Origin of the sequence: Paenibacillus sp. OAS669 (genome assembly GCF_014873645.1) — a bacterium.
GTDB lineage: Bacteria > Bacillota > Bacilli > Paenibacillales > NBRC-103111 > Paenibacillus_S > Paenibacillus_S vulneris.
The window spans coordinates 1-25,613 of sequence record NZ_JADBDR010000002.1; the positions used below are offsets into that span (position 1 = coordinate 1).

Annotated in this window: 18 protein-coding genes and 1 riboswitch; of the genes, 17 read left to right on the forward strand and 1 reads right to left on the reverse strand. The window is 49.3% G+C overall.

Annotation, left to right across the window (positions count from 1 at the left end):
* The 15 genes from GGC63_RS34365 to gyrA all read left to right on the forward strand — a co-directional run.
* Positions 1 to 378 (forward strand): group II intron maturase-specific domain-containing protein (locus GGC63_RS34365; protein ID WP_318780987.1); only part of this gene is annotated, 378 nt, incomplete at its 5' end.
* A 303-nt stretch (positions 379 to 681) separates the two neighbouring features.
* Positions 682 to 2,310, forward strand: a complete 1,629-nt coding sequence (locus GGC63_RS05415; RefSeq protein WP_225947981.1) for an N-acetylmuramoyl-L-alanine amidase family protein — start codon at positions 682 to 684, stop codon at positions 2,308 to 2,310.
* A 13-nt stretch (positions 2,311 to 2,323) separates the two neighbouring features.
* On the forward strand, positions 2,324 to 2,866 hold the full coding sequence (locus tag GGC63_RS05420) for a GerMN domain-containing protein (RefSeq protein ID WP_192701449.1): 543 nt from the start codon (positions 2,324 to 2,326) through the stop codon (positions 2,864 to 2,866).
* Positions 2,867 to 2,918: 52 nt separating this feature from the next.
* Positions 2,919 to 5,654 (forward strand): S-layer homology domain-containing protein, encoded by a 2,736-nt coding sequence (locus GGC63_RS05425; RefSeq protein ID WP_192701450.1) that lies wholly within the window; start codon positions 2,919 to 2,921, stop codon positions 5,652 to 5,654.
* Between the two features lie 222 nt (positions 5,655 to 5,876).
* Positions 5,877 to 6,542 carry an endonuclease III gene (nth, locus tag GGC63_RS05430; RefSeq protein WP_079909001.1) on the forward strand — a complete coding sequence of 222 codons (666 nt, stop codon included), beginning with the start codon at positions 5,877 to 5,879 and terminating at the stop codon, positions 6,540 to 6,542.
* A gap of 38 nt (positions 6,543 to 6,580) precedes the next feature.
* On the forward strand, positions 6,581 to 6,853 hold the full coding sequence (locus GGC63_RS05435) for a hypothetical protein (RefSeq protein WP_028548615.1): 273 nt from the start codon (positions 6,581 to 6,583) through the stop codon (positions 6,851 to 6,853).
* Positions 6,854 to 6,986: 133 nt separating this feature from the next.
* Positions 6,987 to 10,664 carry a dynamin family protein gene (locus tag GGC63_RS05440; RefSeq protein ID WP_192701451.1) on the forward strand — a complete coding sequence of 1,226 codons (3,678 nt, stop codon included), beginning with the start codon at positions 6,987 to 6,989 and terminating at the stop codon, positions 10,662 to 10,664.
* Between the two features lie 336 nt (positions 10,665 to 11,000).
* Positions 11,001 to 12,848, forward strand: coding sequence for an ABC transporter ATP-binding protein (locus GGC63_RS05445; protein WP_192701452.1), 1,848 nt, complete (start codon positions 11,001 to 11,003; stop codon positions 12,846 to 12,848).
* Complete coding sequence (locus GGC63_RS05450; RefSeq protein WP_192701453.1) at positions 12,845 to 14,689, forward strand: ABC transporter ATP-binding protein; 1,845 nt, start codon at positions 12,845 to 12,847, stop codon at positions 14,687 to 14,689. The genes GGC63_RS05445 and GGC63_RS05450 overlap by 4 nt, the downstream gene beginning before the upstream one ends.
* 102 nt (positions 14,690 to 14,791) lie before the next feature.
* Positions 14,792 to 16,165, forward strand: a complete 1,374-nt coding sequence (locus GGC63_RS05455) for a peptidoglycan DD-metalloendopeptidase family protein (RefSeq protein WP_192701454.1) — start codon at positions 14,792 to 14,794, stop codon at positions 16,163 to 16,165.
* A 262-nt stretch (positions 16,166 to 16,427) separates the two neighbouring features.
* Entirely contained in the window at positions 16,428 to 17,252 is an 825-nt protein-coding gene (locus GGC63_RS05460; RefSeq protein ID WP_192701455.1) for a GDSL-type esterase/lipase family protein, read from the forward strand.
* A gap of 46 nt (positions 17,253 to 17,298) precedes the next feature.
* Entirely contained in the window at positions 17,299 to 18,261 is a 963-nt protein-coding gene (locus GGC63_RS05465; RefSeq protein ID WP_192701456.1) for an ABC transporter ATP-binding protein, read from the forward strand.
* Positions 18,254 to 19,246, forward strand: coding sequence for an ABC transporter permease (locus GGC63_RS05470; RefSeq protein WP_192701457.1), 993 nt, complete (start codon positions 18,254 to 18,256; stop codon positions 19,244 to 19,246). Before GGC63_RS05465 ends, GGC63_RS05470 begins: the two co-directional genes overlap by 8 nt.
* Positions 19,247 to 19,307: 61 nt before the next feature.
* The gene (gene parE, locus GGC63_RS05475; protein WP_192701458.1) at positions 19,308 to 21,281 is read left to right on the forward strand and encodes a DNA topoisomerase IV subunit B; all 1,974 of its coding nucleotides are present in this window, start codon (positions 19,308 to 19,310) and stop codon (positions 21,279 to 21,281) included.
* 7 nt (positions 21,282 to 21,288) lie between these two features.
* Positions 21,289 to 23,724: a DNA gyrase subunit A gene (gene gyrA / locus GGC63_RS05480; protein ID WP_192701459.1), complete on the forward strand. Its 2,436-nt coding sequence runs from the start codon at positions 21,289 to 21,291 to the stop codon at positions 23,722 to 23,724.
* Here the strand turns inward: gyrA and GGC63_RS05485 are convergent.
* Positions 23,721 to 23,888, reverse strand: coding sequence for a hypothetical protein (locus tag GGC63_RS05485; RefSeq protein ID WP_179135885.1), 168 nt, complete (start codon positions 23,886 to 23,888; stop codon positions 23,721 to 23,723). The genes gyrA and GGC63_RS05485 overlap by 4 nt on opposite strands.
* Positions 23,889 to 24,148: 260 nt before the next feature.
* On the opposite strand from GGC63_RS05485, the gene GGC63_RS05490 reads away from it, so the two are divergent.
* Together GGC63_RS05490 and GGC63_RS05495 are read left to right on the forward strand one after the other, a co-directional pair.
* Positions 24,149 to 24,556 carry a MarR family winged helix-turn-helix transcriptional regulator gene (locus tag GGC63_RS05490; protein ID WP_079909011.1) on the forward strand — a complete coding sequence of 136 codons (408 nt, stop codon included), beginning with the start codon at positions 24,149 to 24,151 and terminating at the stop codon, positions 24,554 to 24,556.
* A gap of 38 nt (positions 24,557 to 24,594) precedes the next feature.
* Positions 24,595 to 24,676, forward strand: a riboswitch (ZMP/ZTP riboswitch).
* A 63-nt stretch (positions 24,677 to 24,739) separates the two neighbouring features.
* Entirely contained in the window at positions 24,740 to 25,576 is an 837-nt protein-coding gene (locus tag GGC63_RS05495; RefSeq protein ID WP_192701460.1) for a bifunctional 5,10-methylenetetrahydrofolate dehydrogenase/5,10-methenyltetrahydrofolate cyclohydrolase, read from the forward strand.
* Positions 25,577 to 25,613 lie beyond the last annotated feature (37 nt).

A 25,613-nucleotide genomic window follows, 5' to 3' on the forward strand; every position in this document is an offset into this window, starting at 1 on the left:
TTCGACTTTCTCGGCATGCACCATCGGAAAACGAAAGCAGAAACGTCGCAAGGACGCGTCTACTACACCACTCAACAGTGGCTAACGCGGAAAGCAGAGGAACGAATTCGGGGCGTGGTGAAAGAGCGATTAGCTCCGCCAGGCATGCGATCCAAATCCATGGAAGAGCATGTGGCGTGGCTAAACCCAAAGATTCAAGGATGGCGAAACTATTACTACACCGCCTACAGCCAGTTAAAGCTGGCTAAGCTGGACTGGTACATCCTTCAGCGGTTCACAAGATGGTACGCAAAGAAAAGACAGCGAGCGAGATGGATGAGCTCATTTCAAGAAATGAAGTACATGACGAAGCTTCATGGATTAAAGACGCTACTGTGATCTGCATGCACATGAATGACGAACATCGGAAAGCCGTATGAGGGAAAACCTCACGTACGGTTTGATGAGGAGGGGCAGAAATTTATCTGCCCTTTACTCTAGAAACGGGATTGTTTTACATCGTTTTCCATAAAGGTTCATTGTTGGCAAGAAATGCGGAGGATTAAGGGGAAATCTATCAATTCTCGCAACTTTTTCCCCTTTTTTAAGTCTATAATTATGGTAAGTTTCGCCATAATGAGATCATTTATGTCATAATAGAATCTATCGTTACAAAAAATTTATATACATAAACTGAGGTGTATGATGAGAGTAATAACTACGTTGATGTCTTTTTTGCTGGTCTCTCTGCTTGCTTTTCCGATGATGGCATTTGCCGCCGTACCCAAGATCCAGCTGTACCTGAACGGTAAGCAGCTCGCGGCGGAAGTAGCTCCCCAAATCGTAAAGGATAATACGATCGTCCCTGTTCGGATTATCGCGGAATCTACAGGAGCCAAAGTCCAGTGGGACGGAAAGAACCGCAAAGTCACCGTAGATAAGTCAGGCACCAATATCCAACTGTTTATAGATAAGCAGGATGCTTTGGTGAACAACAAGAGCTTTAAACTTGAAGCCGCACCCATGATCATTGACGGCAATACGATGCTGCCTCTTCGTTTTGTCAGCGAGCAGCTCGGGGTCAAGGTCACATGGGATGAGCTGACGCGCTCGGTATTTTTATTTCAGGCCGATGAGGACGTGAAGGAGGTTGTTTCATCCCCTGTAGAGGGTGGAGAAACTAAGCCGGATTCAGGCGCAGTGGCTGCACCGGGCGATAGCTCCAAGCAGCCGGTCGTAAACGGCAAGCTTTCGAATGAACCGGGGGATAAACCGGCCGCCAAACCTGGCGATAAAGCCAGCGAGGGGGATGCATCGAAAGATAAGCCATCGGATAAGGACAAGAACAGTGGGGCTTCTACCGGCAAAGAAACAGCCGCTTCTTCGGATAAAACCGGCTCATCCGGTTCCCAGGAAACCGGTCAGGCTAAGCCAGGAGAAAAAGCCAAGGAGCCTGTGACAACCGTTCGCTCCATTACGCTTCAAGGAGACCAGTTCGTCGTCAAAACAAGCGGGGCGGAGAGCCAGCCTAACGTAACCAGAATGTCTAATCCGAACCAGATTGTTATCGATATCCCGTACAGCCAATTGGATCCATCCCTGAAGCTGAACGAAAAAGGCGAGGGTACCATCAAAGGGAATGAAAATAATGTCTCGCAGGTACGATATTTGCTATTTTCAAAAGAATCGTCTATCGTTAGAATAATAATAGATTTATTTAAAAAAGTAGATTTCAAGCTGTCTTCTGCCAAAACACCGAATCAGCTGACATGGACATTGTCACAGGCCAAGGATAAGTACAAGGTGGTCATAGACCCTGGACATGGAGGAAAGGATACGGGAGCAGTCTCCGTCACGAAACGCCATGAGAAGGATTTCGTATTATCTCTTAGCAAGAAAGTGAACAAGTTATTGGAGAAGGAATCCAAGATTGAGCCCGTTATGACACGCGAGGACGACACGTTCGTGGAGCTGGCGGACCGGGTCTCATTTGCCAATGAGATGAAGGCGGATCTATTCGTTGCGATTCATGCCAATTCTGCGGGAAAAGAATCTGTTGCAGGTACAGAAACCTATTATTATACCGAGCAAAGCTTGCCTTTTGCCAAAATCATGCATGAGCAATTGCTGAAATCTACGCAATTTCCCGACCGCAAGGTGAAGCAGAACAATTTCTATGTTGTGAAGAACACGACCATGCCTTCACTTCTGCTGGAAATTGGCTTTTTGACCAACCGTTCGGAAGAAGCAGCTATGTTCCAAGAGGAATTTCAGGATCAGGTTGCCGCGTCTATCGTTGCTGCTATCAAACAGCAGTTGAATATCGACTAAGGAGAGGATAGCGATGCAGAGACGGTACCTACACGGCGCCCTAGTCGGTTTATCGTTAGTAGTTTTATTGTCCGCCTGCGGACAAGCCAAGCCATCCCCGAATGCTTCCGGCGATTCCAAGGCCGGCATGGCTGCCGTTCAGTCACCGGCTCCGGGAGCCGAGACGAAGCAGACAAAGATTAAAGTCTATTTCGGTGATGAAAACGGCGAGCAGCTGGTAGAGCAAGAGAGCACTATTTCGTATAAAGACAATAACGAGAAATATGTTTCTGCTCTAAAAGCCTTGACCACAAGTCCCGACAGCAAAAGGATTGCGTTGTTGAAGGGCTTTACGTTCCATACGGTTTCGTTGAAGGACCAGACGTTAACCGTAGATTTGTCTATGGCGCCGGAATCCAGATTAGGTGCAGGCGGAGAAGATTTGGTGCTGCAGGCTTTGAAAAAAACTTTATTTCAATTTTCAGAGATTCAAAATTTGGATATATTACTCGACGGCAAAGCCGTTGATAGTTTAATGGGACATATGGAGCTTCCGCATCCGATGAAGCGCGGTTAACCGCGCTTTTTTCGGGGGCTTCGCATATCAGTTAACCGAGAGGAGCAAACACATGAGCAACAAGCAAAAGCATACGAAAAAAGTAGCCGCGGGATTAATAGCCTTATCTGTACTTGCCAGCAGTCCTGTATACGCTGCGGAACCAGTCAAGTCGAACAGCACGGTTACAACTACGGCGAGCTCGGCATTCACGGATGTCAGCAACGATCACTGGGCGATCAAGCATATAACGAAATTGGCCGCATTAGGAATCATTCAAGGTGTGGATAAAGGCAAATTCAGCCCGGACACCCAAGTCTCCCAGCAAGACGTTGTCATTATGGCAATTCGCATGATGGGTCTTGAGGATGAGGCGTTGAAGAATAAAACCGAGACTATCCTGCCTGTCACTCTTGATCAAAGCTACGCCAAGCCATACATAGCCTATGCATTCGATAAAGAGCTTCTCGACGTGAAAGAGGAAACGGAGGCATCCGGATCCAATTCCAAGACGGCATGGGGTTCCCGTCCCGCGACACGCGAGTGGGTAGCCAAGCTTGTTATACGCGCCATCAACAAGCAGGACCTGGCAAAACAAAAAAATGCAGACCCATCCATATTCAGTGACTCGAAGGATATGTCTTCCTGGGCAGTCGGTTATATCAACGCGGCGGTAAGCCTGGGTATTGTCAATGGAGTAGACGACAATAACTTCCAGCCGAAAGGCAATGTAACCCGCGCTCAAATGGCAACCTTCCTGAGCAGAGCGGATAAAGAGCTGACGACTCGCTCCGATCGCGTCGTGATCGGTTATATGATGAGCTTGAAGGATCGCAAGATGACGATTCTTGATAAGAAGGGCAAGACGACGGAATATACGGTTTCTACCGACACGGCTTTCTATAATGCCAAGGACGATAGCCGAATCCCGTCAACGCAATTGAAAGAAACGAATGAAGTGTACGTCATTCAATCCCAAGGGAATGCGGCCTATGTAGAGCTCACGAATGATGCGGAACAAATGGAATCTTACGAGGGAACGCTGGATCAGCTATACATTCCTAAGATGATGGTTTCCATCGCCCAGGGCAGTAACAAGGACCTGAAGGAACTGGAGCAGAATGTCACGGTTACCGATAAAGACGGGGGCGGTCTAAGCCTGAGCTCTATTCCTATCGGAAGTATTGTCGAGCTGAAACGCAATCTTCTCATTCCTAATGCCAAATATTCCAAAATCATTGTTAAGCAGGTTCCGATCAGCAAAAATGCATCCGGCTCTATCGTAAGCATTGACAAAAATGCCAGCACCATTACGTTCATGGAACAAACGACCGGGCAAAACGAAACCTTCCCCTTCAGCGTAAAACTGGCAATTACTCTAGCAGGCGGAGCATCCGGGGATTTGTCCAAGGTTCGTGTCGGAGATGTTGTTTCCTATGAGATTAAAAATAATGAAATCGTTGGCTTAAAGGTCAACCAGCAGGCTGACGTTGGAAGCTCTGTCGAAGGTACTATGACCAGCGTAAGCGACGATAAAAAAATACTGACGATTAATAAGCAGGACAACTCGCTAGGCGCTTACTATATCGCGGATAATGCCATCGTATCCATCGACGGACTAGGCAGTGCAGGTCTCTTTGATCTTGAAGTAGGGGATACGCTTAAGCTCGATCTGGTGAATGATAAGGTCGTGAAAGTTTCGGTGACAAGCCGATCCATCAAGCAGCTGGCCTTCGCCAAAATTGTCAACTACGATGCGGAGACAAAGCTCTTGACTGTTACCGATGACAATGGTACTCCTTATGCTTATAGAATGACCGATCAAACGGGAATCAGTTATTGGGATGCTCCGATGAACCTGGCTGATTTTGCGGATAAGTTCGTTAAGACCAAGGGTACGAAGGTGGATCTCAAGGTATCCAAGGATAAGATTGTGAGCATTAAATATGCCATGAACGCGGAAGGCACAGTGACCCAAATCAATTCGGAGGCTAACCAAATTACTTTGCGTGCTCCGGGAGGCCAAAATGTAACCTTTGGCTTGATGACTGTTATTGGAGTTGAATCTCTGGCCAAGCCGGGAGCGACAATAAAGGATCTGAAGGTTGGCGACAATGTTGTCGGCACTTTGAACCGGGATCAAGATCTCATTACACTCATCCAAGTGAAGAAAACGGCTGTATATAAAACGCTGATCAGCAATAAGACAGAAAGACAATTAAGCGTGAAAGACGAGAGCGGCGGACTGCTTGTATTCACAGTTGATAATAATGATAAAATCGTAAATCCGGGAAAAGCCACCCATAGCTTTGAGGATATTCTTATCGATGAATACATCAAAGTAGCCTATACGGGCAAAAAGCTGGAAAGCGTAGAAATGCTGAATACCGTTCGCGGTAAAGTAACCGGCGTAGATGCTGGTTCGGGAACGATTACCGTACAAGATTATTACAGCGGTGTTCAGGTCTTGCCAGTCGGTAAAAAGTTCGTCATTAATCAAAACGGAACGGCTTCTGCAGATTTGAACTCGATTAAAATTAATGATCGGGTGGAGATCATTAAAGATGCCAATGATCAGCTGATTATCTCGAAAGCCACAGCTTCAAAACGCAAGGTAGCATCCTACGAATCGGTTCTGAACCTGATGCAGCTGAAGCCGGGCAGCTCCAACGAGAAGACAAACTACAATTTTTATGCAAAGGCCTATCTGCATCAAGGTACCACTACAGTTGCTCCGGGTTCATTTGCTGAAAATGATGAAGTAACGATTTATGTGCTGGATGATAAAATTTACGAAATGGAAAAATAAGGTTACCTATTGCTAAAACAAAGGAACTTAGTTTAAGAGAGCACCGTCTAAAGGGGAGAAGCCTTTAATGATCTTCCCTTTGACGGTTTTTTCTGTTTTCCTGACTAATTTTTTTGTAAATTTTCTAGAAATGTTCGCATTTTGTCGGATGAAGTCATTGATTCCTTACTCATGTTTCGGTAAACTGAATTTTATACTACTAGAAAGAGGTAGCTTGTAACTATGAACAAAAAGCAGGTTCGCAGCATTCTAGATACGATCGCCGAGATGTTTCCGGATGCCCATTGCGAGCTTAATCACTCCAATCCATTCGAGCTGACTATCGCCGTACTCTTGTCGGCGCAATGTACGGATGAAACTGTCAATAAAGTGACTGCTGATTTGTTTCAAAAGTACAAGCGGCCCGAGGATTATCTTGCCGTTCCCATAGAAGAGCTGGAGCAGGATATTCGCAGAATCGGGTTGTTCCGAAATAAGGCGAAAAACATTCAGGCGTTGTGCGCCATTTTATTGGACAAGTACGGCGGTGAAGTACCTGAGCTGCACGAGCAGCTGGTCGAGCTTCCTGGCGTTGGCCGCAAAACGGCTAATGTGGTTGTATCCAATGCTTTCGGTGTTCCCGCCATTGCAGTTGATACCCATGTCGAACGCGTGTCTAAGCGTCTGGGCATGGCGAATTGGAATGATTCGGTTCTTGAAGTGGAAAAAAAGCTGATGAAGCTGGTTCCGCGTGATGAATGGACATTGACCCATCATAGGCTCATATTTTTCGGAAGATATCACTGCAAGGCACAAAACCCGCAATGCGATAGCTGTCCACTGGCTGATGCATGCCGTGAAGGAAAAAAACGTATGAAATCCGGTAGTCGTAGGAAACCTATACAGTAGCAATCTTTACCACAGCAAACAATAAGGATGGGATTATTATGAAGTGCATATCGGTTTATACAAGCAATTTCGAAGTGTTCTCTGACATCTATGAAGAAATATTGAAAACGCCATTGGCCGAAAATGAAGAGAAGCAAGTGGAAGGCGTAACGGTAATGGAATCTGGAGACGTTCCTGATAACTATTTGGACCGCATGAAAACAAAGCCGGAAGTTGTCGTGATGAAAGTGAAGGATAAAGATATTACGATCTTGCAGCATCGCAATTTGTTTGAAATTTTTATTCCTGTTAACGAAAGTGTGGTACACTAAAAACCGAAGAAATTCGGTTTTTTTTGTTGATTGGGAAATGCTGAACGACGAACCTTATCGCACGGAGGAAAATATGCTGTAAACAAATAAGGCGATTAAGGACGGTAGACTAAAGAGATACGGGGAGAATGGAATGAGCAATTTGACGGTTGTTGGGGATAAGATGGAGAGCACCATTCGTGCACTGCTTGAGCAGGTAGAGAAAGAGAAGGATGCAGAGAACGGGAAGAAGATCAAACAGCTGCTGCAAAAAGCACAAAGCGGCAGCTTCTATATAGCGTTTTGCGGACATTTCTCGGCGGGCAAATCGAGCTTGATCAATAAGCTTTGCGGACATCAGCTGCTTCCTTCAAGTCCGATTCCTACCAGCGCCAACATTGTGTCCATTACCAATGGGGAATCCGGCGCCAGAGTTGTTCACAGAGCGGCGGATGATGCCGAGCCTAAAGTGCAAACGGTCCCGCTTGCAGATCTCGGCGCATACTGCAAAAATGGCGAGGATATTGAAACGGTTAACCTTCGCTATCCGATTCCGTTCCTGGGAGAGCATGCGGCTTTGTTGGACACGCCGGGAATAGATTCGACGGATGATGCGCACCAGCTGGCTACGGAGTCGGCGCTGCATTTGGCTGACGTTGTATTCTACGTGATGGATTATAACCACGTCCAATCGGAGATTAACTTCGCCTTCACGAAGAAAATGAAAGAGTGGGGCAAACCGCTTTATTTGCTGATTAATCAAGTAGATAAACACAGGGATCAGGAGCTTTCGTTCGAGACTTATAGAGCGGGAGTCAAGGAAGCTTTTGCGAATTGGCACATTCAGCCGGATGGAATTTTATATACTTCGGTTAAGGTTTCGAACCACCCGCACAGCGAATGGGGGAAGCTGGATTGGCTTCTTGGCAAGCTGATCGAAAGCCATAAGCCCCTATCGGCACTTAGCCTGGAAAAATCAGCGAAGCATTTGGCCTCGGAGCATGCTCGCAAGATGGCCGAGCGCAATGAGCCGGTCAAGGAGCAGCTGCGCGCTCAATTGGCCGCGGATGAGGAATCCGGGAATGCGCAGCAGCAATGGGCGGATTTGAGCAAGGAGCTGGCTGAAGCAGAGGCGAAGCCGGAAGCGCTGCGGACCTCCCTGCGCAAAGAGATTGGGCATATATTGGATAACGCCAATATTACGCCTGCGATTACGCGCGATTTGGCTCACGAATATTTACAGAGCCGCAAGCCTGGATTTAAAGTGGGATTTTTCGCGGGAGCTGCGAAAACGGCTAAGGAAATAGAGCGCAGATTGCATGCGTTCCACAGTGATTTCTCCAATCAGATCGCCACGCAGATGGAACGCCATTTGCAGCAGACCTTATCCAAGGCAGCTGATGCGACGGCTTTGCTGCATGCAGATCAAGTGAGAGAAATCGTTGAGCGTTTGCACGTGGAGATCGAACCGCAATGGTTTGCAGAGCAGGTGAACGAGTCGGCCGGCTTCGGCGGTGACTATACTTTAAATTATTCAAAGCAGATCGCATCCGAGGTGAAGCTTCTATACCGTAAGTGCGCGTTTGATCTGGTAGATGAGCTGACGGAAGCTATGGCAGCGGCTCTGAAGCCGAAGATTGGCGGCCTGCAGGAACAGCTCGACGCGCTTGAGGGGCGCCTGGGCAGCCTGCGCGAGCTTGAGCGGCTTGCAGCAGCGGAAGAGGCTTACGCAGCCCAACTGCAGGCGCCTCTGGCCGCGCTGCATGCCTCTGCGCCGCAGCTGCCGGACCCGGCGGCTGCTGTCGCTGTCGCCGCAGGCGCCCCTGCAGCGCCGCAGGCCGCCAGCGATGCCGGCGCTGCTGCGAGCGATGCGCTCGCGGCGGTGGCCGTCGCGGCGAACCGCAACGCGCGCACCGGCGCTGCTCCGCTCACGCAGGGCGGGCATCGCGCCCGCTTGCGCGAGGCTGCGGCTAAGCTCGCGGACGGAGCGCGCGAGCTAGCGGGCCTCTCGCAGCTGCAGAGCATTTGCCGCTCCTTGCAGGAGAAGGCGGAGCGGCTTGAGAACAATCGCTTCACGATCGCGCTGTTCGGCGCGTTCAGCGCGGGCAAATCCTCGTTCGCCAACGCGCTGATCGGCGAGCGGATTTTGCCGGTGTCTCCAAATCCGACCACCGCGGCTATTAACAAAATCATGCCGCCGGAGCCGGAAAACGGCTGGCCGCACGGAACGGCCAAAGTCAAGATGAAATCGATGGAGCGTCTGACGGACGATGTCCGGTATTCGCTGGAAGTGCTCGGCATACCGACCACGGATTTTCAGGACGCGTTAAAAGCGATTCATCGTTTATCGGCGGATCAGGTATCAGCCAAGGGTAAGCCTCATTATACGTTCTTGAAGGCCGTAGAACGGGGCTGGTCGGCGGTAGAGCAGGACATTGGTGGCGAGCTGAAGGTAGATGCCGAGCAATTCGGCCATTATGCCGCAGATGAATCCAAATCATGCTTTGTCGATTTGATTGAGCTGTATTATTCCAATCCTTTGACCGATCAGGGGATTGTTCTGGTGGATACGCCTGGGGCGGATTCCATCAATGCGCGCCATACGGGCGTTGCCTTTAACTATATCAAGAACGCGGATGCCATTCTGTTCGTGACTTATTATAATCATGCATTCTCGCATGCGGATAAGGAATTTTTGCTTCAGCTGGGCCGGGTAAAGGATAGCTTTGAGCTGGATAAAATGTTCTTTATCGTCAACGCAGCTGATCTTGCATCGTCGGCCGAGGAGCTGGAAGGCGTGGTTGCTCATGTGGAGAGCAATTTGCAGCAGCACGGAATTCGACATCCGCGAATTTATCCTTTATCAAGCTATTACGCTTTGGAAGGCAAGCTGCAGCGGAGCGACGAAACCATTCAAGCCTCCGGCATCGCAGCGTTCGAGACAGATTTTGTCCGTTTCTCGCTCGAAGAGCTTACAGAGATTGCGATCCGATCCGGCCATGGTGATCTGAACCGGGCTGCCGATGTGTTAAAGCAGTGGATCGTCAGTGCCCAATCCGACGAATCGGAGCGGCAGAGCAAGGCCCGCGCCATTCGTCAGGCGTTGGATGAAGCTGTGCAGCTCCTGCAAGGAATCTCGACAGAGCCGGAGGAACGGGAGCTTCGCAAGGAAATTGAGGAGCTGCTCTACTACGTGAAGCAGCGCGAAGTGTTCCGGTTCGGAGAGCTGTTTAATCTGGCCTTCAATCCTTCCGTCTTTGCCGAAGAAGGCAAGGATGTGAAGAGCCTGATTCAAGCGGCATGGGACGATCTGCGCCGCATGATTTCCTTTGACCTGTCCCAGGAAATTCTCGCTACGACCTTGCGGGTTGAGAATTCGATCAACAAAACCGCAAAGAAGCGGAGAGAACAGTGGATGCAGTCCTTCGGAGCGGATCTTGCGGATTTCCAGCCATCGGCTTATGAGCCGCATACTTTCACGCCGCTTGAGGAAACCGAGCCATTTGGCGCGCAAGAAGCGGTTACGGTGAAGTGGCTGTCCGGCTTCTATAAGAATGCGAAGCATTTCTTCGAGGGAGACGGCAAACAGAAGTTACGTACCGAGCTTGAAGCCAGGTTGAATGATCCGTTAACGGGCTATGTGCAGCGGCAATCGGATCGGCTGGAGCTTTTCTATCAGGAGCAGCTTCAGGCTTGGTATAAGGATATGTCTGCTCAGCTGCAGCAGGAGCTGACAGAGTATGCTGAAGGCCAATTGGCCGCTTTGGAGATGCAAATCGATATCGGCGAGCTGCATCAGAAGCTGGGACGCCTGCAGCAAATACTCGGGTAAAAAACGGTTATAATGAAACATTATCTTTTTTCAAAGCGGTGGAAGAAATCGGTTGTCCAAGTCAGGACAGCCGATTTTGCCTGTTTTGTTGAAAGGGTTTTCATTTGGCGAGATATGCCAATAATCCTATGATATAAGTGGATTGTTCTGGCATTTTGTGAGGAAATGCGTTATTTTCTCCCGTTAAGGAGATTTATGACAGCATTGGATGTTGCTGTACCCCAGGGATGATGATAATATTCAAAAAAGCGAACGCTTTCGAACGCAGAAACTAACTGCCTCGAAAGCAATTTTTGCTTAAAGCGGCCTTTAGTGCTGCTAATGGAGGGGGACACCATGGAAGTCTTTAGGCAGTTAAAGGAGTTTTACTGGTCAGAGAAGAAGTATCTGTTCGCATCGATCTTCTCATTAATGACCGCAACGGCGCTTGGTTTGGTCTATCCGAATCTGCTTCGTTATTTGATTGACGATGTGATTGCGAAGAAAAATTTTTCCGTGGTGCCGTACTTGTCTTTGCTGGTTGTCGGGGTCGTAAGCTGTAAGGCGCTGTTTCAATTTCTTCACGGCATGAGCAGCGGGAAATTAGGGAACAAGACCGCATTTAATCTTAGGAATGCGCTGTACAAGAAGCTGCAGTATTTGTCGTTTCAGTACTACGACAAAGCCCGTACAGGGGATTTGATGTCTCGTCTGACGGCGGATTTGCAAGCGGTAAGGGATTTTGTCGGATTCGGCTTCGTGCAAATTTTAAACGTTTTCATGATGTTTACCTTCGGGACGATTATGATGATGACGATCAACTGGAAGCTGACTCTCGTTACGATGGTCTTTATGCCGTTTCTCGTTTTTACCGCGATCCGGTTTGAAGGCAAGATTCATCCGGCGTTTCGTTCGATTCGAAAATCGATGAGCTCCATGACAACCTCCGTTCAGGAAAATATTACAGGGGTTCGTACCGTGAAATCGTTTGCCCGCGAGCCTCATGAAATCGACAAGTTCTCGGAGCGAAACGAGGAATACAAGGTAAATAACGTAACGACTTCGGGAATTTGGGCAAAGTACTTTCCTTTAATGGAGCTGTTTGCCAATATGAGCGTCGTCGTCCTGTTAGGGATCGGCGGCATGATGGTCATCAACCATTCAATCTCGCTTGGCGAGCTTGTTGCCTGCTTCAGCTTAATTTGGTACATCATTGGTCCCATGTGGGGAATCGGATTCCATATTAATAACTTTACCCAATCCAAGGCGGCTGGGGAGCGGATCCTCGAAATCCTGCACCAATACGTCCACGTGAAGGATAAGGACAACGCTATTGCCCTGACTTCGGAGCAAGTAAGCGGACATGTGCATTTTGAGAACGTAACGTTCGCTTATACGGATAAACAGCCGGCACTGCAAAATTTTGAGCTGGATGCTCCTGCCGGTTCTGTTATCGGCCTGCTGGGGGGGACGGGTTCAGGGAAATCAACGGTCATTCAGCTGCTGCTTCGCGCTTATAACGTCAAGGAAGGGCGCATAACGCTGGACGGACGGGATATTCGCGATGTTACCTTGGAAAGCCTGCGTGACCAGATGGCCATCGTGTTCCAAGAGACATTCCTCTTCTCGTCGACGATTCGCAATAATATCGCTTATGGCGTAAAAAATGTATCGATGGATCAAATCATTCACGCTGCCAAGCTGGCAAAGGCCCATGATTTCATTATGGAGCTGCCCCTCGGCTACGATACTATTGTTGGTGAACGCGGACTGGGACTTTCCGGCGGGCAGAAGCAGCGGATCGCTATTGCGAGGGCCCTGCTCAAAAATCCAAAAATTTTGATCCTCGACGATGCCACGAGCGCGGTGGATATGGAGACGGAGCATGAGATCCAGCAAGGCTTCCAGGAAGTGATGAAAGGCCGGACGACATTCATCATTGCCCATCGTATCTCTTCGCTGCGTCATGCGGATGAAATCCTCGTACTGGATCAGGGACGTATCGTGCAGAGAGGCACACATGAACAATTAATGCAGCAGGAAGGTCCTTATCTGGATACGTACCATATCCAATTCGCCGATCATCCCGATGAATCGGAAGAACCATTCGCAGCAAAGGACGCACAAGGTCAACCTGAGCCGCAGCAGGCCGCAAATCAGGTGGCAGCAGCAGGACATGTCAAAATGAGGGGGTACGCACAGTGAGCAAGTCTGCAAAATCGGCGACCGCAAAGGCTAACCCGACTGGGCAGGAAGGTCAAAGGTTTGTCTATCAGGACGACGAACAGTTAGATAAAGAATTCGACTGGGTCCAGGTGAAGCGGCTCAGTCAGTACATAAAGCCCTATTCGAAGCAAATTCTTCCCGTTATCATTACGATGATGATCGTAGGCGCCCTTACCAAGCTGCTAAATCCGCTGCTGATCGCGTACGCGATCGACCATGCGCTGCGTGAAGGAAACACGAAGCTGCTTCTGCTGTGTGTGAGCGGGATGCTGGCGCTGTATCTGATTCAGTGGGCCGCCAACAATTACCGCATTCGTTACACCAACATGATAGGGCAAAAGGTCATCTATGATTTGAGACATGATTTGTTCAGTCATGTACAGAAGCTCTCCTTCAAATTTTTCGATAAATGGCCGGCAGGCTCGATTCTGGTAAGGATTACGAACTATGTCAACTCCCTGCAGGATTTGTTTACAAACGGGGTTGTCAACCTGCTTATTGACTGTGTTCAGCTTATTGGTATTATCGTGATTCTCCTGTTCTATAACATTAAGCTGGGCACCGCGATCATTGTTACCGTTCCGATCATGTTCGTCATCTCGACGAAGCTTCGCGTCCATATCCGCCGTTCCTGGCAGGTTGTGCAGACGAAGCAATCGAGAATCAACGCGCATTTGAACGAATGTATTCAAGGCATCAAGGTAACGCAAGCCTTTACGCAGGAAAAGGAAAATATCGCATTCTTCGATAACATGAATCTTGACAACCATAAATCCTGGAACCGGGCTTCGACCTTAAACCAGTCGTTCAACCCGATTATTGAAGTGACGGGAGCCATCGGCTATTGTATTTTGTTCTGGTATGGTGCTCATTTGATTCAACAAGGGGAGATTACGGTAGGCTTGCTGGTAGCTTTTGCAACTTATATCGGGCACTTTTGGGAGCCTATCAACCGGCTTGGACAAATGTATTCCCAAATGCTGATTGCGATGGCCTCCTCCGAGCGGATCTTTGAATTCATCGATGAAAAGCCGAATGTGGAAGAAGCGCAAGAGGCTAAAGTACTACCACGAGTTCAAGGGGATATTGAGCTTAAAAAAGTCGAATTCGAGTATGAGCCGGGCAGACTTGCGCTCAAAGGCATCGATCTCAGCGTTAAAGCAGGCCAATCCATAGCGCTCGTCGGCCATACCGGATCCGGTAAAAGTACGATTATCAACTTGCTCTGCCGTTTTTACGATGTCACTGGAGGGTCTATTACGATAGACGGCCATGATATCAGGGATGTCGCGATTTCCAGCCTGAGATCCCAGGTGGGGATTGTGCTTCAGGATACCTTTATTTTCTCGGGAACGATTAAAGATAATATTCGTTTCGGACGTTTAGACGCGACGGATGAAGAGATCGAATTCGTGGCTAAAGCCGTCCGGGCGCATGATTTTATCGTTAACCTGCCTCAAGGCTACGATACGGAAGTACAGGAGCGCGGCAACGTGCTGTCAATGGGTCAAAGGCAGTTAATTTCCTTTGCCAGGGCGCTGCTCGCAGATCCCCGCGTGCTGATATTGGATGAGGCGACCGCAAGTATCGACACGGAGACCGAGCTGAAAATCCAGGAGGCACTGAAGACGCTGCTGGCCGGTAGAACCTCCTTCATTATCGCGCATCGGTTATCGACAATCCGCAATGCCGATCATATCGTCGTTCTCGATCATGGGAACATTATGGAGCAGGGCAATCATGAGGAATTGATGAAGCAAAAAGGCATCTACTACGGCTTGATTCAAGCGCAGTATCGTTTCCTGCGCGAGGTCGGATAACGAGGAAGGCACCCTACAAGGTGCCTTTTTTGTGCTATTTGACGAGCGTCAGGAATAGGATAGGGAGGTGGACATTTCAAAACCTGATTGCGGGAGGTACATGTGGATTACATAGTAGGCTGGAAGAATAAATGGTTGGTCGTCGGCTTTAGCTTTATGACGGTGCTCATTATATTTTTGTCCTCTGCTTATGTCTATATGCTGAACCATATGGTAACTCGTTATCAAGTTTTTGTAGGAACGGAAAGAATCGGAGCCGTTGATTCGACGGACGTCGTCCGCGACTGGCTGCTCCGGAAGCAGGAGCAGGCCAGGCTCTCGTTTCCTGCCGTGCAGACGGAGCTTCGTATCGGAGATATTCATTATGTCCGGGAACGCGAATACAAGGCGGCATTTGATAATGCGCAGGTATTGGAGAAGCTCGAACAAAGAGCGACCGTTCGGACAAGCGGCGTTCAGATTCTTATCGACGGCAAGCCTCTTGGCGTTTTAAAGGATGAGGAGGCTGTGAACGCGCTGCTGAACCGGTATAAAACTAAATTTGTGTCCCCTGACTCTGCGTCGAATCTCCAATCCGTAGAGTTTGTTCAACAGGTGGAGCTGGCGAAGCTGGAAATCCGGCCCGAAGAAGTCGCGAACAGTGACGAGCTGCTTGCGGCCATCGAAACGGGAGGTGCCCAGCCGATTCAATATACCGTTCAACGCGGGGACTGTGTGTCTTGCATCGCGTATAAGTTCCATATCAGCCAGAAAGTAATCTATGATAACAACCCGTTTATCAAAAATTCAGTTATTCATGTCGGAGACGTGCTGAATCTTACGGTACTTCAGCCTTTGCTTGCCGTAAAAACGGTTGAGCGGCATGTCGAAACGATCGATGTACCTTATGATATTGAGTACATAGAGGATAGCACCATGAAAGCCGGAAACCAGGAGACGCTGGAGATTGGTGAAAACGGTTTAATGGAGAAAAGCTACCTGATCACCAAAATTAACGGCGAGCTTGTTGGGGAGAGTCTTTCCGGGGAAAAAACGATTCAGCCGGCCAAGAAAGCCGTGGTGAAGAAAGGGACGAAAATCATTCCGGGAGTTGGCACCGGTACGTTCATATGGCCGGTTTATCGTCCCAAGCTGACCAGTGACTATGGTCAAAGGTGGGGCTCGTTTCACCCGGGCACGGATATGGTATCCGAACAGTCGAACATTATGGCGGCAGACTATGGGACTGTCAGCTTTGCCGGATGGAAGACCGGGTATGGCAACTGCATCATCCTCGATCATCAGAACGGATACAGCACGTTATACGGGCATCTAAGCAAACTAGCGGTTACAGAAGGGGAAAACGTGCAAAAAGGCGAAAAAATCGGAATCATGGGAAGTACGGGGAATGCAACGGGGGTCCATCTGCACTTTGAGGTGCGGAAAGGTGACGTACAGCAAAATCCGTTAAAATATCTCGGGAAACTATCTGATTAACGTTGTTGGAACGGAAAAGAAATGCAGGCAACACGTAGTTTGAAGCGGGAAGCCTGGGGTTATAATAGAATGCAGGAACCGGGATTTGATGGAAATCTCCCGGTTTTTTGCTGTTTCCGGAAACTCTGCAAGGCTTATACCTATTGCGTTCGCATGAATCACCTTTTTACGGGACGCACATTTGCAAATCTGCTCATAAACCGCTACTCTAAAATGAAAGCGACTTTTATATGTCGAATGTTGGTAAAGGGGAGAAGTTGTCTTGCTATCCACTCGATTTTTGTGGCGAACCGTCGGGTTGGCCGCATTATTGTCCACTTTGCTGTGCGTATTTGGCTTTGTTTATGCAATCAACCAGATTATTTATCCAAAGAAGGTAGAGCAGACGGAGGCTGCACCCCCGCAGGAGGCGGCCAAGCCCCAGGACTCGTCGCTTGTTTCGAAGGATAAGATCCAAATCGTCGCCTTAGGCGATTCCTTAAGTGCGGGAACCGGCGATTTATCGGGAAGAGGCTATGTCGGTCAAACAAAGGAAAAGCTGGAGAAGCAGCTCGGTAAGCCGGTGTTTATTCTCAATAATTTTGCCATACCGGGATTTCGAACCGGCGATATTTTGAAGGATATGGCAGCGAAAAAAGACATGAGCACCGCGATCGCCCAAGCCGATCTGATCCTGTTAACGGCGGGAGGCAACGATTTGTTCGAAGGCGGGCAAGTGATTTTCACGGGGCAGAAGGATGAGGGCTTTAACCCTAAAGCCGCGCTGGACAGAATGCCGGAAGCGTTAAAGCGGCTAGAACAGATTCTGGATACGATCGCCAAGCAAAATCCGAATGCTATTGTTTGCTATGTCGGGCTATACCATCCGTTTCTTGATTTGGATGAGAAAAGAGAAGGCTCGCTGCTGATTCAAAAATGGAATCAGGCGGCATTCGAAATCGCGAACCGCTATCCTCATATGGTGGTTGTCCCTACGGCGGATTTGTTCGAGCTGAATCTCAACAAATATTTGTATACGGATCATTTTCACCCTAATCAGGACGGCTATGAACGGATAGCCGATCGAATCGTCCAAATTGTCAAATAGCCAAAAGTGCATCACCGGACCATGAGATAAGGGAGAGAACAGAGCAATGGGAAGCCAACTGGAAGTTGTCCTGTCAGTCAATAATGTCAAAAAAACGATTAAGAAAAAGCAGATTATCAAAGGAATCTCGTTTGAGGTGTACGCAGGCGAAATCTTCGGGTTTCTTGGCCCTAACGGCTCGGGGAAAACGACGACAATCCGCATGCTGGTCGATCTCATCACCCCGACGGAGGGGTCGATTACGATATGCGGGCATGATGTACATAAAAATCATGACGAAGCGCTCCAATATGTCGGTTGTATCGTTGAAAACCCTGAGCTCTACTCCTATCTAAGCGGATGGGAGAACCTGGAGCACTTTGCCCGGATGCTTCCTGGAATCGATGAACAAAGGATTCAAGAAGTGGTCGATATTGTCGGGATGGATGCGCGGATTCACGATAAGGTGAAAACCTACTCGCTCGGGATGCGTCAACGGCTTGGAATCGCCCAGGCGCTGCTGAACCGTCCGAAGCTGCTGATACTCGACGAGCCCACGAACGGTCTTGATCCTCAGGGGATCAAGGAGATGCGGGAATTTATCAAGAAGCTGGCTCAAACAGGCTTAAGCTTGTTCGTTTCAAGCCACCTGCTGAGTGAAATCCAACAGATGTGCGATCGGGTAGCGATCATTACGCACGGGGAGGTCATCAAGGTCGGCGCGGTAGAGTCACTGATCGATGAGTCGGCAAGCCGTGTGATTTGGCGTGTAGCGCCGGTAGTGAAGGCCGTTCAGCTGCTGGAAGCGAAGCCGGATATTCAGGTGCTGGAAATCGTTCTGAAGCAGGAAGAGACGGGCGGAGAAGATGCGGCTGTACACGATATTATTACGCAGCTGAATCCCGATGACATTCCTGCATTGACACGTGCTATGGTAGAAGCCGGTATCCAGCTGTACGGGGTCGAAACGAAAAGCCCGACGCTCGAGGATTTATTCTTAAGCTTAACGGAGGGGAAACGTATTGGTTAGCGTATATCCGTTAGTGAAAAACGAATGTATCAAAATTATAAAAAAGAAGCGGCTGTTAGTCGTGCTGCTCATCTTGGCCGCCCTCATCCCGATGTTTACTTATGCCCAGCTGAAAGTATCCCAGAATAATCTTAAGCAGTTCGGTACTACCGACTGGCGGGCGGAGCAAAGGCAGAAGATTGTCGACTATACGAGAAGCATCGGAAGCGCGCGTGTTCCGGAAGAATGGAAGCAGTTCCGCAAGGTTGAAGTTATGCTCGCTCAATACTACTTGGATAAAGATGTGAATCCGGCGTCGCCAAACGGGGTAACCTTTACAAGAGAATTTATTAAAAACGCAGTGGGGCTGTTCATTCCGCTCATGGTTATGGTTATCGCCTCAGACCTCGTGTCCTCCGAGCATTCGACGGGTACGATAAAGCTTCTCTTGACAAGGCCCGTCGGAAGATGGAAAATCTTGCTGAGCAAGCTGATCAGTTTAGTTTTATTTACATCGCTGGTTGTTACCTGTACCGCACTGCTTTGTTATTTGATTTCAGGCATTGTGTTTGGCTACGGCGGCTGGGACATGCCTGTATTTTTCGGCTTTAAAATTGTCGGATCCGAGGTGGACACCTCCTACGTTCGGCCGGTGCAGCAATGGCTGTACTTAATCATGGAGTTCGGCCTGGTGTGGTATGCGGCGATCATTGTAGCTGTCATGTCCTTGATGGTTTCCGTGCTAATCCGCAGCACCGCCGCGGGAATGGGACTTATGCTGGCCGTGCTGATCTCCGGCACCATCTTGACAAATATGGTATCCTCTTGGGAGACGGCAAAATATTTATTTATGGTCAATTTGCGTTTGACCGACTATTTAACGGGCAGTCTGCCGCCGATAAAGGGCATGGATTTACCGTTTTCTTTAATGGTTTTGACCGTTTGGGGATTCGTATCTATTATCGTATCCTTTACGGTTTTCACGAAAAAAGATATATTGAACTAACACAACGAGATGTTATAATGCACAATAGAACTAGAGCTTCAGGAGTAAAGGGGGGGCTTCGATGACGGAACAGGTAGATTTGTTTACCGACTCCACCACCGAGCGCACGGACTACGGCGCCGATGATATACAAGTACTCGAAGGACTTGTGGCGGTCCGCAAAAGACCGGGAATGTACATAGGCAGTACAAGCACTTCGGGTTTGCACCATTTGATTTGGGAAATTGTCGATAATGCCGTCGATGAGCATCTTGCCAAATTTTGTACAAAAATCGACGTGACGATACATAAGGACCAATCGATAACGGTTCAGGATAATGGCCGCGGGATCCCAACAGGCATGCACAAGATAGGAATCCCTACGCCGCAAGTCGTCTTTACGATTCTGCACGCCGGAGGCAAGTTTGGCGGAGGAGGATACAAGAAATCGGGGGGCTTGCACGGCGTAGGTGCTTCCGTTACGAACGCGTTGTCTGAATGGCTGGAGGTTACTATCTATCGGGAAGGTAAAACTCATCGTCAACGGTTTGAGTATTGGGTTGACGACAAAGGCGTAGAGCATGTCGGCGAGCCGACAACCGGTCTTGAGGTCATTGGCAACACCCGGCAGACAGGAACCAAAGTAACGTTCAAACCGGACAAAAGGGTGTTCCAGGGCGGAACGTCTGTTAACTACGATACGCTGCTGGAGCGCTTACAAGAGATTGCCTTTCTTAATTCCGGCTTGCAGGTGACGATTAAGGACGAGCGTTCCGATAAACAGGAGACGTTTCAATACGAGGGCGGCGCCAGCCAGTTCGTCAAGTTTTTGAATGAAGAAAAAAATGTGCTGCATGAAGTGATTCATTTTAGCGCCGAGAAGGACGATATCGAGGTCGAAGTGGCGCTGCAGTACAATGACGGCTATACCGAAACGATCGTTTCCTTCGTGAACTCGATTCCGACCCGCGGCGGCGGTACGCATGAAACGGGCTTCAAAACGGCATATACCCGTGTTATGAACGATTACGCCAGAAAATCGGGCATCTTGAAGGAAAAGGATAAAAACCTTGACGGCCAGGACCTGCGCGAAGGCATGATGTGCGTAATCAACATTAAGATGGGGGAAGTAGAATTTGTCGGCCAGACGAAGGATCAGCTGGGCAGCGCTTCGGCCCGCAGCGTAGTCGATTCCGTCGTATCGGATAAGATGGCGGTTTTCCTGGAGGAAAATCCCCAAGTAGCGCAAATGATTATGAAAAAAGCCGTTCAATCCGCCAAGGCCCGCGAAGCCGCGCGGAAGGCGCGTGAAGAAGTGCGCAGCGGCAAGAAAGGAAAGAGCGAAAGCTCCAATCTGGGCGGCAAGCTGACGCCGGCTCAATCCAAGGATTATTCGCGTAATGAGCTGTTTATCGTGGAAGGTGATTCCGCCGGCGGCTCTGCCAAGCAGGGGCGGGATTCGAAGCATCAGGCGATCCTGCCGCTCAAGGGAAAACCGATGAATCCGGAAAAGGCCAAGCTGCTCGACATCATGAAGAACGACGAGTATAAGGCGATCATTGCCACCATCGGGGCTGGCGTAGGACCGGAATTCGACGCATCGGAAAGCAACTATGCGAAGATCATTATTATGACGGATGCCGATACGGATGGCGCTCATATTCAAGTGCTGCTGCTTACGTTCTTCTATCGCTATATGAAGCCGCTGATCGATTCAGGCAAAGTATTTATTGCTCAGCCGCCGCTGTATAAGCTGACGAAGAAATCAGGGAAAAATACTACAGTCCGCTACGCGTGGACGGATGAGCAGCTCCATGTACTGACCAAGGAATTGGGCAAAAACGTGGAACTGCAGCGTTACAAAGGCTTAGGGGAGATGAATCCGGATCAATTGTGGGAAACGACGATGGACCCGGCAACCCGGACGCTGCTGCAGGTGAAGATTGAGGACGCGGCTAAAGCGGAACGGCGCGTTTCGACGCTAATGGGGGAAAAAGTAGACCCGCGGAAGCGTTGGATTGTCGAGAATGTCAACTTTACCGAGTTCGAGGAGTAGGTGAGTCGTGACGATACTGGAAAATTTTTTACCCGCATTTTTGGAAGAAGTCGTTGGCGACCGGTTCGGTCGCTATTCTAAATATATTATTCAAGACCGTGCGATTCCCGATGTGCGGGACGGCTTGAAGCCGGTGCAAAGACGTATTTTGTATGCGATGTATGATTCGGGCAACACCCCGGATAAACCGTACCGCAAGTCGGCCAAAACGGTCGGTGACGTTATGGGTAACTATCACCCCCACGGAGACGCTGCGATCTATGAAGGTATGGTACGGATGGCGCAGCCGTGGAAGATGGGCCATATGCTGGTTGACGGCCATGGCAACTGGGGCTCGATCGATGATGATCCGGCCGCGGCCATGCGTTATACCGAAGCCCGACTGTCAGAAATCGCGATGGAGTTATTGCGGGATATCGAGAAGCGTACGGTGCTGTTCAAGGACAACTTCGATAACACAACGAAGGAGCCTGTAGTCCTTCCTGCACGCTATCCGAACCTGCTTGTCAATGGAGTCAGCGGGATTTCCTCCGGCTTTGCAACGGAAATTCCTCCTCATAACTTACGAGAGGTTATTGATGCGTGCATAGCTTTGATGGATCGGCCTGCGATGCCGATCGACGAGCTGATGCAGGTCATGAAAGGTCCGGATTTCCCTACAGGCGGCATTATTATGGGCTCCGAGGGAATTCGCGAGGCATTTGAAACGGGCAAAGGGCGCATACATCTAAGATCACGGACCGAGATTGAGACGCTGCGCGGCGGCATCCAGCAGATTGTTATTACGGAGATTCCGTACCAGGTCGTGAAGTCGAGGCTGGTCACCGCGATGGAGAATATCCGTCTGGAGAAAAAAATCGAGGGCATCTCCGTCGTAAGAGACGAGAGCGGCCGCGATGGTCTGCGCATCGTAGTGGAACTGAAGAAGGAGGCCGATGCGCAAGGTATCTTGGCCTACTTGTTCAAAAAGACGGATTTGCAGGTCACCTATAACTTCAATATGGTGGCGATTGTAAACAAAACGCCGAAGCAGCTGGGTGTCAGAGAGATTCTGCAAGCCTATATCCAGCATCAGAAGGAAGTTGTGACTTTTCGCTCCCAATATGAGCTTGAGAAGGCTGAAGACCGCGCGCATGTACTCGAAGGCCTAGCCAAGGCGCTAAACATCCTGGATGAAGTCATTGCGACGATTAAAGCGTCGAAGAACCGTCAAGACGCACAAAACAACTTGGTTTCCCAATTCGGCTTTACCGAGCGCCAGGCGGATTCCATTCTTACCTTGCAGCTGTACCGCTTGACGAATCTGGAGATTCATGCGATTGAAAAGGAATTGAAGGACGTACAGAAGACGATCGCGCAGCTGCGCGGTATTCTGGGCAGCGAGAAGAAGCTCATGGCGGTCATTAAGGATGAAATGACCGAAATTCGTAATAAATACGGCATCGACCGCCGTTCCGACATTCAGAACGAGGTTGAGGAGCTGAAGGTCAATCTGGAGGTCATGGTATCGGCCGAGGATGTTTTTGTTACCCTATCCAACGAAGGCTATATTAAACGGACGAGCAAGCTTTCTTTTACCCGTTCCGGTGGGGAACTGGAGAAGACCGGCTTGAAGGAAGGCGATTATGTACGTTATTTGCTGGAAGTGAACACACTGGATAACCTGTTAATCTTTACGCAGAGAGGCCAGTATTACCTCCTGCCGGTGCATCAGGTCCCAGAGTATAAATGGAAGGAAAACGGAACGGCCATAGTCAATGTCATTCCTACGCCTAAAGAGGATCGGATCGTCAACGTCATTCCGGTACGGGATTTTGACGAACCGGGCAAATCGCTTGTATTCGTAAGTAAGCGGGGACAGGTGAAGCGTACGGAGCTGAAGGAATACATGACGAATCGCTCGATCGGCATCGTAGCCAGCAAGGTAGGAGAGAACGATGCGATCCTGGACGTTCGCGTCAGTACGAATGATCAAGATATTCTTCTTGTAACGAAGCAAGGAATGGCTATCCGTTTCAGAGAGGATGAAGTGAACCCGATGGGACGCGCCGCAGCCGGGGTTCGCGGAATTCAGTTAAAGGATGATGACGAAGTCATCAGCGCTGAGTGGATTGATGGGGAGGAGGGCGAACTGCTTGTCGTCACCGATCTCGGGTATGCCAAGCGTTCACTGATCCTGGATTATCCGGTTCAAGGCCGGGGCGGTAAAGGAATAATCACGTTCGAATTCAAGGACGGCAAACGGGTCAAGCCTAACGGAACAGCATTGGTGAAGGCATATGCCGTGAAAGAAGAGATTCTGCTTACCGCGGTATTGCAAAGCGGTGAACGGGTATCCTTCTCGTCGGAAAGCACGCCGATTGAACAGCGTAAATCAACCGGACGGCAAGCCGTTCCTATCTCCAAAACGGATATGATTACGGATCTGCTCAAGATCGATTAATCGTAGCTGCTGTAATCGGAGTCCAAACGCTCCAAGCATTTCAACATAAGCTCCAATACGACCCACACAGGCATGGGCTCATCCAATTTATCCAGCCATTGTGGGTCGTTTATTATTCCTTTTTGCAGCGCCTTTTCTCCAATCAACTGCTTCCACGTTTCCATTCGCATATCACTCCTCCGCATGAATTGACAAGCTCCGCTTCTCTTGAAAAGCCCATGTAGCAATATATGTTGAATAGGGTCTAATGTTCCTCTTTTTTATCGTTTAATGTCTTAAAGTATTTATGCTGTTAACCTTTAAACCGCACGATGACAATGGTATAATAAGGTTACTAGCCAAGAAAACTCGGATCTAATATAGCAGAGCACGAAGCAATAGAGAGAATCGATTCAAAGAATAGTAGATGCAGGAGTGATGATCAGTGATTACTCAGGAATTTGCTAAGTTGTGGTGGAAATTATCCAAGGATTTGCGCAATCATATGGAAACCGAGCTGTCACCTACCTTGACGGAAGGGCAGCTAACGGTTTTGGAGCTATTGTCCGGTCACGAGAGGATGAAGCCGTCGGATTTTATAGAATACCTGGATACGACACCCGCAGCGATCACTACATTGCTGGACCGGATGGAAAAGGCCGGATTAATAAGCAGGGAACGCGACGGCAAGGATCGGCGCATCGTTTGGGTGCAGGTGACGGACAAAGGGAAACAGGAGTGCGAGCGCGGAGTTATTATCCGCGAACGGTTTTTACAGAGCTATTTGAGCCGTATTTCCGCTCATAATCAGCAGCTGCTCGTTTATTTGCTCGGAAAAGTGGCTAACGCCTAGTTGCCTTCTAGGGAAATTAAGGGTATTATAGGGATAACTGAGCTATGTGTAACTGGCGGAACATGGGGAACCATGAGGGAGCACATAGGATATTTGTGGCCGTACGCCTGGGCTAAGGTAAGAGGAATGCTCCTCTTGCCTTTTTGCGTTTTTACCACTTCCAAATGGAAAGGATGACGGAACATGAGCATCATTTTGGATGGCGCAAGTGTAGCAGCACGTATCAAGGAGCAGCTGGAACCAAGAATTAGGAGATTGACTGAACGGGGAGTAACCCCGTGCTTAGCGACGATTCTGGTAGGTGACGACCCGGCATCGGAGACCTATGTCCGTATGAAGGGAAATGCCTGTAGAAGACTCGGGATGGAATCAAGACGCATTCACCTTGAACCGGGCACAACTACAGAGCAGTTAGTAGAAGTCATTCGGCAGCTGAATGAGGATTCGACCGTCCACGGCATATTGCTTCAGCATCCGGTACCTCATCATATTGATGAACGGGCGGCTTTTGAGGCAATTCGTATCGAGAAGGACGTAGATGGGGTAACGACGCTTGGTTTTGCGCAGACGGCATTCGGGTTCGGCCTGTACCCGTCCTGTACTCCTGCGGCCATTGTGGCGATTCTGGATGCGTATCAGCTTCCGATCGAAGGCAAACATGCCGTTGTAATTGGCCGAAGCCCTATTCTGGGCAAGCCGGTCTCCCTGATGCTGTTGAACCGCAATGCCACAGTTACGATCTGTCATTCGAAGACGAACCAATTATCCGACATCGTAAGATCGGCGGATATCGTCGTTGCAGCGGTAGGAAAGCCGAGGTTCGTCCAAGGCAGCTGGATCAAGCAGGGAGCCGTTGTTCTCGATGCAGGCTACAACCAAATGAATGTCGGCGATGTTGATTACGAGGCCTGCCTCGGTATCGCCGGTGCCATAACTCCGGTACCTGCGGGTGTAGGTCCTGTGACCATTGCGACACTGCTGAAGCATACGGTAGACGCGGCGGAGAGATGCGACTTATAAGATGGGTTAAAACCGTTCGGGAGGATGCTCCTGGACG

What these genes read in the sequence shown, in the direction of transcription:
- GGC63_RS05415 (WP_225947981.1), top strand. Translation starts at nt 682, where the DNA reads ATGATGAGAGTAATAACTACGTTGATGTCTTTTTTGCTGGTCTCTCTG.
- GGC63_RS05420 (WP_192701449.1), top strand. Translation starts at nt 2,324, where the DNA reads ATGCAGAGACGGTACCTACACGGCGCCCTAGTCGGTTTATCGTTAGTA.
- GGC63_RS05425 (WP_192701450.1), top strand. Translation starts at nt 2,919, where the DNA reads ATGAGCAACAAGCAAAAGCATACGAAAAAAGTAGCCGCGGGATTAATA.
- nth (WP_079909001.1), top strand. Translation starts at nt 5,877, where the DNA reads ATGAACAAAAAGCAGGTTCGCAGCATTCTAGATACGATCGCCGAGATG.
- GGC63_RS05435 (WP_028548615.1), top strand. Translation starts at nt 6,581, where the DNA reads ATGAAGTGCATATCGGTTTATACAAGCAATTTCGAAGTGTTCTCTGAC.
- GGC63_RS05440 (WP_192701451.1), top strand. Translation starts at nt 6,987, where the DNA reads ATGAGCAATTTGACGGTTGTTGGGGATAAGATGGAGAGCACCATTCGT.
- GGC63_RS05445 (WP_192701452.1), top strand. Translation starts at nt 11,001, where the DNA reads ATGGAAGTCTTTAGGCAGTTAAAGGAGTTTTACTGGTCAGAGAAGAAG.
- GGC63_RS05465 (WP_192701456.1), top strand. Translation starts at nt 17,299, where the DNA reads ATGGGAAGCCAACTGGAAGTTGTCCTGTCAGTCAATAATGTCAAAAAA.
- parE (WP_192701458.1), top strand. Translation starts at nt 19,308, where the DNA reads ATGACGGAACAGGTAGATTTGTTTACCGACTCCACCACCGAGCGCACG.
- GGC63_RS05485 (WP_179135885.1), bottom strand. Translation starts at nt 23,888, where the DNA reads ATGGAAACGTGGAAGCAGTTGATTGGAGAAAAGGCGCTGCAAAAAGGA.
- GGC63_RS05495 (WP_192701460.1), top strand. Translation starts at nt 24,740, where the DNA reads ATGAGCATCATTTTGGATGGCGCAAGTGTAGCAGCACGTATCAAGGAG.